The organism is Streptomyces sp. L500 (genome assembly GCF_054551825.1).
This window is the reverse complement of sequence record NZ_JBTOLC010000012.1, coordinates 166,680-176,676: the sequence shown is the minus strand read 5'-3', so window position 1 is coordinate 176,676 and position 9,997 is coordinate 166,680. Positions and strand designations below refer to the sequence as shown.

Here is a 9,997-nt window from a genome sequence, read left to right as displayed (position 1 = left end):
CCAGTGAAGGTAGGGCCGCAAACGAAGGTGGACCCGGAAAAAATTTCCGGGTCCACCGGGCTCATCGTCGGAGCCGTCTAGTTGATCGCGCCGAGCTTGACCGCCAGGTCGTGGACCTCCCGCTGGCGGGTCTGCTTGGCCAGCCGCCGAGCCAGGTCTCGGGCGAACTCATGTGCGCGGATCTGCTCCGGTGCCTTCTGATAGGCCCGCTTCAGGTTCTCCACAGCTTCATCTGCCCGGTTCGCTTCACCGTACGCCCGAGCCATATCCAGAAGCAGGCGCGCTTGCCGCTCCACAGGCAGCCCGGCGCCCAAGCGGCGCGCTTTCGAGTCGGACGCTATGGCCACAGCGGCATCGATGTCCTCGATCTCCAGCGCGGTGGCCAACCGGTGGATCTGAACGTTGGCAGGCCCGAACGCGGTCCACATCTCATCAGAGTTCCCGCCCAAGAGATCGGCGGCACTCTGCGCCCGGCTCAGCATCTCGGCAGTCAGGCCCTGGTCCCGCATGCGAGCAGCCGCAATCGAACCGTTGAGGAACAACGTGCCGTAGACCGACAAAGCGACCGGCGACGACTCCCACCAGCCCACAGCAAGGTCCTGTGCCGCGTCCAAGGTGACGCTGGCCGCTTCCTCAGCCAGGCCGGCGCCCAGTTGTACGTGCGCGACGCCACGTCGGACTGCCAGCGTCACGGCCGGGTCGTCCAATTCGCTCGCGGCGATGTCGCCCTGATCGATGGCGGTCCAAGCGAGATTGGTCTCGCCGAGCTTACGGAGGTACACGGCGGCAACATGCATGGCCAGGGCGAATTGTCGAAGGGCCTTCGCGTGCTGCGGGCCGTCGACGTGGCCCTGAACGCCAAGGCGAGCGTCAGCCAGGAGGCCCGGCAGCACCTCGGCGAGCCGTGCGTACTCCGAGCCCTGGAAGAGACGCCAGGCCCGGTCGACCTCAGCCTCCAGCCGGGCGAGGTGGGGGACGTCCCGACCGTCGACCAGGTCGCGGGACAACCGGCGGGACTGCATCAGAGCAGCCCTTATGGCAGGCACACTGCCTTTGTGGTCGCCTCGGTCATCGAGCAGCGTCGGGGAGCCCTGAAGATCTTCCAGATGGACGCGCAGCGCGTCGGCCAGTTCGGTGAGCCGCTTGACGCTGTTGACCGGGATGCGATCGGCCTCGACCCGGTACACCCAGTCCTCGGAGCGGTCCATCAGCGCACCGAGTTCCCACTGCCGGAGCCCCCGCCGTTCCCGGTAGAACCTCACCCGTTGGCCGAACGTGAGGTGGTCCGTCATGCCGCGCATCGTCGCCCTCCCCTGGCTACGTCGCGTCGAGTGTCACACGCTGCCCAGCACAACGACAGGCAACGGGCCAGACACGGCACGCGAGACGTTCCGTACGCTCGCCCCATGACCGAGACCCAGAACGAGCACGAGCTCCGCATGGCGCGCCCCCGGATGGCGGCAGGCGCGCTCTTCTTCAACGACCAAGGGGACGTGCTCCTGGTCCGACCCTCGTACAAGCCCATGTGGGAGATCCCCGGCGGCTACATCGAGGTGGGCGAGTCGCCTCTCACCGCCTGCGAGCGGGAGGTCCAAGAGGAACTGGGCATCACCCCGCCCATCGGCGCCCTCCTGGTCGTGGACTGGGCCCCGAACGAGCGGGACGGCGACAAGGTCCTGTGGGTCTTCGACGGCGGAGAGCTCCAGCCGGAGGACGTGAGCGCGATCAAGCTCCAGGCTGACGAATTGCTGGGCGCGGAATTCCACCCCGTGAGCGCTCTCGACGATCTGTTGATCCCCCGGCTCGCGCGTCGCGTGAGGCAGGCGGTCGCCGCCCGAGGGCAGGGCCGGCCGCAGTACCTCGAACACGGGGCGCCGACGACCCGAGCCGACCAGCACGACGGCGCTGCTCAGTAGGCTGTCCCAGGTCGGCACCAAGTCGTCACCAGACCCCGTACAGTCCGGTTTCAACCCGTATGAACAGGGATCGAGGGCATACCGTGAAAGACCCCCTGACCTGCATAGACGCCGATCGGAGACGTATGCCCCCCGACCCTGCGGTGAACTTCCAGTTCACGGGGCAGCGCTTCTTCAGGATCGAGAACGGCCGGCTGGCCGGGCAGCTGAAGGACGTCGCCTATCAGGCGACCACCACCGACTTCTGGGGATCCATGGAGGCGGTCGGCGGCCCGGACACGTATGTCCTGGGCGGGGCGTTCAACTGCGGCAAGGCGCAGCCGGGGCAGGTCGCCGCGGTCTCGCACGGCTGCCCGTCGGCCCTGTTCCGGGGCGTGAACATCCTTAATACGACGCAGGAGGCCGGTCGATGAGCGGCGCGCACGGGTCCGGCCGGGGGTCCGGGGGTCGTCCCCCGGGCAAGCACAGTCTTAATACGACGCAGGAGGCCGGTCGATGAGTCCTCGCCAGCACAAGCCCCACGAGCTCGTCGAGCGCGCGCTGGAGCTCTCGCGCGCCGACGGGTGCGTCGTCATCGCCGAGGAGCGGTCGACCGCCAATCTGCGCTGGGCCGGGAACGCCCTGACGACCAACGGGGTCACCCGTGGCCGGGACGTCACGGTGATCGCGACCGTCGACGGTGCCCGGGGCACCGCGTCCGGGGTCGTCTCGCGGTCGGCGGTCACCGCCGCCGAGCTGGAGCCGCTGGTGCGGGCGGCGGAGGCGGCGGCGCGGGAGGCCGGGCCGGCCGAGGACGCGCAGCCGCTGGTGACGGGCGTGCCGGAGGCGCCGGAGTTCACCGGGGCGCCCGCGGAGACCTCGTCCGCCGTCTTCGACGGCTTCGCGCCCGCCCTCGGGGAGGCCTTCGCGCGGGCCCGGGCGGAGGGGCGGGAGCTGTACGGGTTCGCCCACCACGAGGTCGTCTCCAGCTATCTGGGCACGTCCACCGGGCTGCGGCTGCGCCACGACCAGCCCACCGGCACGCTGGAGCTGAACGCCAAGTCCCCGGACCGGACCCGTTCGGCGTGGGCGGGGCGGGCCACGCGTGATTTCACGGACGTCGATCCGCGCGCGCTGGACGCCGAACTGGCCGAGCGGCTGGCGTGGGCGGGCCGGAAGGTCGAGCTGCCCGCCGGGCGGTACGAGACGCTGCTGCCGCCCTCCGCCGTGGCCGATCTGCTGGTCTACCAGCAGTGGTCGGCGGCGGCCCGGGACGCGGCCGAGGGCCGCACGGTCTTCTCCAGGACCGGTGGCGGCACCCGGATCGGCGAGAAGCTGTCGGGGCTGCCGCTGACGCTGCGCAGCGACCCGTACGCGCCGGGGCTGGAGTGCGCCCCGTTCGTGCTGACGGGCAGCTCCGGCGACGACGCGTCGGTCTTCGACAACGGTCTGCCGATCGCCGCGACCGACTGGATCCGCGACGGCGTGCTGGAGCACCTGCTCACCACGCGGCACAGCGCGGAGCTGACGGGCCTGCCCGTCACCCCGTACACCGACAACCTGATCCTGGACGCGGGCGGCACCCGGTCGCTCGCGGAGATGGTCGCCGCGAGCGGCCACGACGGTCCCGCGCTGCTGCTGACGTGCCTGTGGTACATCCGCGAGGTGGACCCGGCGTCGCTGCTGCTCACGGGGCTGACCCGGGACGGGGTGTATCTGGTGGAGAAGGGCGAGGTCGTCGGGGAGGTCAACAACTTCCGGTTCAACGAGTCCCCGGTGGGGCTGCTGGCCCGGGCGACCGAGGCGGGGCGCACCGAGCCGACGCTGCCGCGCGAGTGGGGCGACTACTTCACCCGGGCGGCGATGCCGGCGCTGCGGATTCCGGACTTCAACATGAGTTCGGTCAGCCGGGGCGTCTGACCGGCGGCCGCAGCAAATAGACTCGTCCTGTCCTTTGTCCGACAACCCACTACAGGAACGCCACGATGACACGCCTCGGCGACTCCGTCGCGCGCGCCAGCGCTCTGCTGGCGCAGGACCTCTCCACCGACTCGGCCGTGGAGCAGCTGCTCACGGAGACGAAGGCGCGGCGCTATCTGGACCTGTCGGACCTCTCGCCCAAGGACCAGGCGGAGCTGATCGCCTCCCGTACGGTCGAGGTGCTGCCGGGCGTGGCCAAGCTGGCCGAGCGCATCGAGGCGCGGCAGGCCGAGGGCAAGGGCCTCCACATCAAGCTGGGCATCGACCCGACGGCCACGGACGTCCACCTGGGCCACGCCGTGCCGCTGATCATCCTCAGCCGGTTCCAGCGGCTGGGCCACGACGTCACGCTGATCATCGGTGACTTCACGGCCAAGATCGGCGACCCGACGGGCCGTACGGCCGAGCGCCCGCCGCTGACCGACGAGGACATCGCGCACAACCTGGCGAGCTACCGGGAGCAGGTCCGCCCGTTCTTCGACTTCGACCGGGTCAGCTTCCGGCAGAACAGCGAGTGGCTGGCGCCGTACACCTTCCCGGAGCTGCTGGGGCTGCTCGCGCAGGTGCCGGTCTCGCAGCTGCTCCAGCGCGAGGACTTCCGCAACCGGCTCGCGGCGGGCTCCGGCCTGACCATGACGGAGATGCTGTACCCGATCGCGCAGGGCCTGGACTCGGTGGCGCTGAACTGCGACGTCGAGCTCGGCGGCGCCGACCAGCTGCTCAACCTCCAGATGGGCCGGAAGCTGATGGAGGTGCACGGCCAGAAGCCGCAGCTGGTCGTCACCATGCCGCTGATCGAGGGCACGGACGGCACCGGCGCGAAGATGTCCAAGTCCAAGGGCAACTACGTGGGGCTGTCGGCGTCCGCCGACGACGTCTTCGGCAAGATCATGTCGGTGCCGGACCGGCTGATGGAGCCGTACCTCAAGGCGTGGACGGAGTGGACGGACGCGGAGATCGCGCAGGTCCTCTCCCGCGTCGAGGAGAAGTCGCTGCACCCGATGGACCTGAAGAAGATCCTCGCGGGTGAGGTCGTGGCCGCGCTGTACGGCATGGAGGCGGCGATGGCGGCCCGCGCGGGCTTCGTCGCGCAGTTCTCCAAGAAGAACTTCACCGATGTGGAGACGCCGGTGGTGGAGCTGGCCGAGCACGGCGAGGAGCCGGCCACGGCCGTGCTCAGCAAGGTGCTGGGCTTCCAGCCGAGCGCCTCGGCCGCCCGCCGGGTGGCCAAGCAGAACGGTCTGCGGCTGGTCTTCGAGACCGCCGAGGGCCAGGAGGCCGTGGTGCTGCCGGAGGCCGAGGCCATCCGGCCGCTGGGCGAGGTGGCCCGTGAGCTGCTGGCCGGCCGGGAGGCGACCGTCTACCTGAAGGCCGGCCGGAAGATCGCCGAGCTGCGCGGTCTGTAAGCGGCCCTGTCGGTAGGCGGCCCTGAGCGAGACGGGTGGCCGGTGCGCGGTTCCGCGCACCGGCCACCCTCGTTCTCCCGGCTTCCGGGTCCGGTTCAGCTGACCCTGCCGCGCCTCTCCCCCCGGACGCCGACCCACAGCCGGTCGCCGATCGCGACGAAGATCACCGCTCCCAGCAGCTGGAGCAGGTGCCGGATCCAGTCGATGCCGTTGGTGTGGCGGACGCCCAGCACGCCCGCCAGCCAGTTGCCCAGGAGGGCGCCGGCCAGGCCGAGAAGGATCGTGAGCCAGAGGGGGATCTGCTGCTTTCCGGGGATGATCGCCTTGGCGATCAGGCCCAGGACGAGTCCGACGACGATTGCCCACAACCAGTTCATCTCGCCTCCTCGTGCGGAGCGACATGGGTGCTCCGCCATTCTGGGGCCGTCCCTCCTACGGCGCACGTCGGATCCGCCCGTACGCCGTATGCGCACTTCGGGCGCCCATCGGTGAGCCGTCCTGCGACCGACCCGGTCTCGTCCGCCGGAAGGCCGCGGCGTAACGTTGTGTACGTACGGGACCGAGCGAGTCGGTGCGGCAGTCGGGTGGTGGAACGTGATGCGGAAGCTGAGCGGGTCGGAGGTCTTCCGGATCACCGGGGCCCGCCAGGGCCTCGCGGAGGACGTGCGCGGGCGGCAGCGCCGGTACGTGGTCTCGATGGGCATCCGGACACTCTCGGTGGTGCTCACCGTGATCCTGTGGAACATCGAGCGTTACGTGGCGATGGGCACGCTGGTCCTGGGCGCGCTGCTGCCCTATGTGGCCGTCGTCATCGCCAACGCGGGCCGGGAGAACGCCCCTTCGCTGCCCGGTACGTTCATACCGGCGCCGACGCGCCCGATGCTGGGCGGGGCCCCGGAGCGGTCCGCGGGCGCGCCCGCGGAACCCGTCGCGGAAGCGGGACGGCCGGGCCGGCCCGATCAGGGGCGCGACAACGGCTGACCCTCCGGTTCCGGGCGACGGCCGGCCGGGCGGTGCGACAAGCTCAAGAAAACCTCAGATCAATCATGTGGATCGGTGCCCCGTTCCGGGCCCCCCGTGACATACTTCGTAGGCGCTCCGCATCCCCCGTCGGAGCGACAGACCGACGCCGGGCGGCTCCCCCCGTGGCTGCCCGGCGTCGCCGTGTCCGGCCACGTAGAGTCGAGGGGTGAACTCCCCGAATTCCTCCCCGAACTCCCCCGACAGCGCCGTGATCTGCTCCGCCAAGGGCTGTCGCGCCGACGCCGTCTGGGTACTGGCGTGGAACAACCCCAAGCTCCACACCCCCGAGCGCCGCAAGACCTGGCTGGCCTGTGACGAACACCGCGAGCACCTGTCCAACTTCCTCTCCCTGCGCGGGTTCCTGAAGGACGTGGTGACGCTGGCGGAGTGGGAGGCGTCGGCCGCCGACCGCTGACCTCGGCCGCCGACCAAAGCCGCTCACCTCGGCCGCCGACCAAAGCCGCCGGCCTCAGCCGCCGATCGCCGACATCGGGCGCACGGGCTGGAGGAACGACGGGTCGTCGATGCCCGAGCCCGCCTTCTTGCCCCACATGGCCGTCCGCCACAGCCCGGCGATCTCCTCGTCCGTGGCGCCCGAGCGCAGCGCCCCGCGCAGGTCCGACTCCTCGGTGGCGAACAGGCAGGTGCGCACCTGTCCGTCGGCGGTCAGCCGGGTGCGGTCGCAGGCGGCGCAGAAGGGCCGGGTCACCGAGGCGATGACGCCGACGCGGGCGGGGCCGCCGTCGACGGTCCAGCGCTCGGCGGGGGCGGAGCCCCGGACGCCCTCCCCCTCGGGGGTGAGGGTGAAGCGGGTGCGCAGGCTCGCCAGGATCTCCCCGGCGGTGATCATGCCGTCGCGCTTCCAGCCGTGCTGGGCGTCGAGCGGCATCTGCTCGATGAAGCGCAGTTCGTAGCCGTGCTCGATGGCCCAGGCCAGCAGGTCGGGGGCCTCGTCGTCGTTGTGGCCGGGCATCAGCACGGCGTTGACCTTGACGGGGGCCAGGCCGGCGGCGTGCGCGGCAGCCAGGCCGTCGAGGACGTCCTGGTGGCGCTTGCGGCGGGTCAGGGCGGTGAAGACCTCGGGGCGCAGGGTGTCGAGGGAGACGTTGACCCGGTCCAGCCCGGCGGCCGCCAGGGCCGGCGCGACACGGGCCAGGCCGATGCCGTTGGTGGTCAGCGACAGCCGGGGGCGGGGCGCGAGGGCGGCGCAGCGTTCGACGATGGAGACGAGGCCGGGGCGCAGCAGGGGCTCGCCGCCGGTGAAGCGGACCTCGGTGACGCCGAGGGCGGTGACGGCCACGGAGACCAGGCGGACGATCTCGTCGTCGGTGAGCAGGCCGGGCTTGGCGAGCCACTGCAGTCCCTCTTCGGGCATGCAGTAGACGCAGCGGAGGTTGCACCGGTCGGTCAGGGAGACCCGCAGGTCGGTGGCGGTACGGCCGTAGGTGTCTATGAGCACGGTGCGGCCCCTCCCGCCGGATTTGAACGTTCGTTCGCTGGTCGCAGGGTACGCGATCGCGCGCGGGAGGGGCCGGGCCGTCGCCGCCCGAAGGGGCTGTCGCCTTCCGGAGGGGCCGGGGTCAGTGCGCCCCGTAGCCCGTCAGGGAGCGGACCTCGAGTTCGGCGTACTTCTTCTCCTGGTCGGGAGCCGGCTTGGAGAGCAGGGAGCCCAGCCAGCCGAGGGCGAAGCCCAGGGGGATGGAGACCAGGCCGGGGTTGCCCAGCGGGAAGTAGTCGAAGCTCATGCCCGGGAAGAGCGCCTTGGGGTTGCCGGAGACGACCGGGGAGAGGATCACCAGGGTGACGGAGGAGATCAGTCCGCCGTAGATCGACCAGAGGGCCCCCTGGGTGGTGAAGCGCTTCCAGAACAGGCTGTAGAGGATCGTCGGCAGGTTCGCGGAGGCGGCGACGGCGAAGGCCAGGGCGACCAGGGCGGCCGCGTTGAGCCGGTGGGCGAAGATGCCCAGGGCGATGGAGACGGCGCCGATGACGACCGCGGCGAGCTTGGCGGTGAGGATCTCCTCCTTCTCGCTCGTGCGTCCCTTGCGGATGACGTTGGCCCACAGGTCGTGGGCGAAGGAGGCCGAGGAGGCCAGGGTCAGCCCGGCGACGACGGCGAGGATGGTCGCGAAGGCGACCGCGGAGATCACGGCCAGCAGGATCGCCCCGCCGGTGGAGCCCGCTCCTCCGCCGACCTCCTGGGCGAGCAGCGGCGCCGCGGTGTTGCCGGACTCGTTCGAGGTGGTGATCGCCTTGGGGCCGACCAGGGCCGCGGCCCCGAAGCCCAGGGCGATGGTCATCAGGTAGAACGCGCCGATGATGCCGATGGCCCAGTTCACCGACTTACGGGCGGCCCGGGCGGTGGGCACGGTGTAGAAGCGGATGAGGATGTGCGGCAGTCCGGCGGTGCCGAGGACGAGCGCGAGGCCGAGCGAGACGAAGTTGAGCTTGGAGGTGCCGTCCTTGCCGTATTGGAGGCCGGGTTCGAGGAAGGCCCGGCCCTTGCCGCTGGCGTCGGCGGCGCGGCCGAGGAGCGTGGAGAGGTTCCAGTGGAACTTGTTGAGCACCAGGAAAGTGATCAGCAGGGTGCCCGCGATCAGCATGACCGCCTTGACGATCTGCACCCAGGTGGTGCCCTTCATCCCGCCGATGGTCACGTAGAGGACCATCACCAGGCCGACCAGGACGATGATCCAGCGCCGGGCCCCCTCGCCGGTGGCGCCCAGGAGGAGGGCCACCAGCGCGCCCGCGCCGACCATCTGGGCGAGCAGGTAGAAGATCGACACGACGATGGTGGACGTCCCGGCGGCGGTGCGCACGGGCCGCTGCTTGAGCCGGTGGGCGAGGACGTCGGCCATGGTGAAGCGGCCGGAGTTGCGCAGCGGCTCGGCGACGAGCAGCAGGGCGACCAGCCAGGCGACGAGGAAGCCGATGGAGTAGAGGAACCCGTCGTAGCCGTAGAGCGAGATGGCCCCGGCGATGCCCAGGAAGGAGGCGGCGGACATGTAGTCGCCGGAGATGGCCAGGCCGTTCTGGAAGCCGGTGAAGGAGCGGCCGCCGGCGTAGAAGTCGGTGGCGTCCCTGGTCTGCCGGCCCGCCCACACGGTGATGCCGAGGGTGGCGGCGACGAAGACGGAGAAGAGCGTGATGATCAGGGTGCGGTGCTCGCTCGCGCCGCCGGCCGCCAGCGGGTGGGCGGCGGCGGTCAGGACGGTGGTGCGTGGCGTCATTCGCCCGCCTCCAGACGGGCCTTGAGGGCCTCGACCTTGGGATCGATCTTCGCTTCCGCGTGGCGGGCGTACCACCAGGCGATCAGGAAGGTGGTGAGGAACTGCGCCAGCCCGAACACGAGGGCGATGTTGATGTTGCCGACGACGATGGTGTCCATGAACCCGCCGGCGTAGTTGGACAGCAGGACGTAGAGCAGGTACCAGCTGACGAAGGCGACTGTGAGCGGAAAGGCGAACGAGCGGTGCGCACTGCGCAGTTCGCCGAACTCGGCGCTCGACTGCACGTCGAGGAAGTTGTCCGGCTGGGCGGGGATGGTGGGACGAGCCGGCTCGACCGGCCCGTCGGGTGCGGTCGGGGGGATACCCACGGCCTCTTCTGAGTCCACGGCCTCTCCTGAACGAGTGGGTGCGGGGGCGCGAGCCGAGCCTGTGACTGGGATCACGCATCGTAGAGCGACACCGC

10 protein-coding genes and 1 pseudogene are annotated in these 9,997 nt (G+C 70.6%); 6 read left to right on the top strand and 5 right to left on the bottom strand.

Annotated features, from left to right (window positions below; all coding sequences use genetic code 11):
• Positions 1–77: 77 nt before the first annotated feature.
• The gene (locus ACX9I7_RS14755) at positions 78–1,292 is read right to left on the bottom strand and encodes a helix-turn-helix domain-containing protein (protein WP_459387578.1); all 1,215 of its coding nucleotides are present in this window, start codon (positions 1,290–1,292) and stop codon (positions 78–80) included.
• A gap of 114 nt (positions 1,293–1,406) precedes the next feature.
• Here ACX9I7_RS14755 and ACX9I7_RS14750 point away from each other — a divergent pair, with 114 nt between their 5' ends.
• The 4 genes and pseudogenes from ACX9I7_RS14750 (at position 1,407) to tyrS (ending at position 5,281) form a co-directional block, all read left to right on the top strand.
• Positions 1,407–1,916: an NUDIX domain-containing protein gene (locus tag ACX9I7_RS14750; RefSeq protein WP_459387577.1), complete on the top strand. Its 510-nt coding sequence runs from the start codon at positions 1,407–1,409 to the stop codon at positions 1,914–1,916.
• Positions 1,917–1,984: 68 nt separating this feature from the next.
• Positions 1,985–2,329, top strand: a pseudogene (locus tag ACX9I7_RS14745) (metallopeptidase TldD-related protein); the annotation flags it as partial.
• A gap of 82 nt (positions 2,330–2,411) precedes the next feature.
• Positions 2,412–3,815 (top strand): metallopeptidase TldD-related protein, encoded by a 1,404-nt coding sequence (locus tag ACX9I7_RS14740; RefSeq protein WP_459387576.1) that lies wholly within the window; start codon positions 2,412–2,414, stop codon positions 3,813–3,815.
• 65 nt (positions 3,816–3,880) lie between these two features.
• Positions 3,881–5,281 carry a tyrosine--tRNA ligase gene (gene tyrS, locus ACX9I7_RS14735; RefSeq protein WP_387577907.1) on the top strand — a complete coding sequence of 467 codons (1,401 nt, stop codon included), beginning with the start codon at positions 3,881–3,883 and terminating at the stop codon, positions 5,279–5,281.
• Between the two features lie 95 nt (positions 5,282–5,376).
• On the opposite strand, the gene ACX9I7_RS14730 is transcribed toward tyrS, so the two are convergent.
• Entirely contained in the window at positions 5,377–5,658 is a 282-nt protein-coding gene (locus ACX9I7_RS14730) for a GlsB/YeaQ/YmgE family stress response membrane protein (protein WP_387577905.1), read from the bottom strand.
• Between the two features lie 220 nt (positions 5,659–5,878).
• Here ACX9I7_RS14730 and ACX9I7_RS14725 point away from each other — a divergent pair, with 220 nt between their 5' ends.
• Both ACX9I7_RS14725 and ACX9I7_RS14720 read left to right on the top strand, forming a co-directional pair.
• Positions 5,879–6,262, top strand: a complete 384-nt coding sequence (locus tag ACX9I7_RS14725; protein WP_459387575.1) for a DUF3099 domain-containing protein — start codon at positions 5,879–5,881, stop codon at positions 6,260–6,262.
• Positions 6,263–6,470: 208 nt separating this feature from the next.
• Positions 6,471–6,719 carry a hypothetical protein gene (locus tag ACX9I7_RS14720; RefSeq protein WP_387577902.1) on the top strand — a complete coding sequence of 83 codons (249 nt, stop codon included), beginning with the start codon at positions 6,471–6,473 and terminating at the stop codon, positions 6,717–6,719.
• A 54-nt stretch (positions 6,720–6,773) separates the two neighbouring features.
• Here the strand turns inward: ACX9I7_RS14720 and moaA are convergent, their stop codons facing one another.
• From moaA to ACX9I7_RS14705, 3 genes are all read right to left on the bottom strand, one after another.
• A complete protein-coding gene (gene moaA, locus ACX9I7_RS14715; RefSeq protein ID WP_459387574.1) occupies positions 6,774–7,763 on the bottom strand; it encodes a GTP 3',8-cyclase MoaA in 990 nt (329 codons plus the stop codon).
• Between the two features lie 121 nt (positions 7,764–7,884).
• Positions 7,885–9,534, bottom strand: coding sequence for a solute symporter family protein (locus tag ACX9I7_RS14710; RefSeq protein WP_459387573.1), 1,650 nt, complete (start codon positions 9,532–9,534; stop codon positions 7,885–7,887).
• The gene (locus ACX9I7_RS14705) at positions 9,531–9,848 is read right to left on the bottom strand and encodes a DUF485 domain-containing protein (RefSeq protein ID WP_358217473.1); all 318 of its coding nucleotides are present in this window, start codon (positions 9,846–9,848) and stop codon (positions 9,531–9,533) included. Before ACX9I7_RS14705 ends, ACX9I7_RS14710 begins: the two co-directional genes overlap by 4 nt.
• Positions 9,849–9,997: the final 149 nt, after the last annotated feature.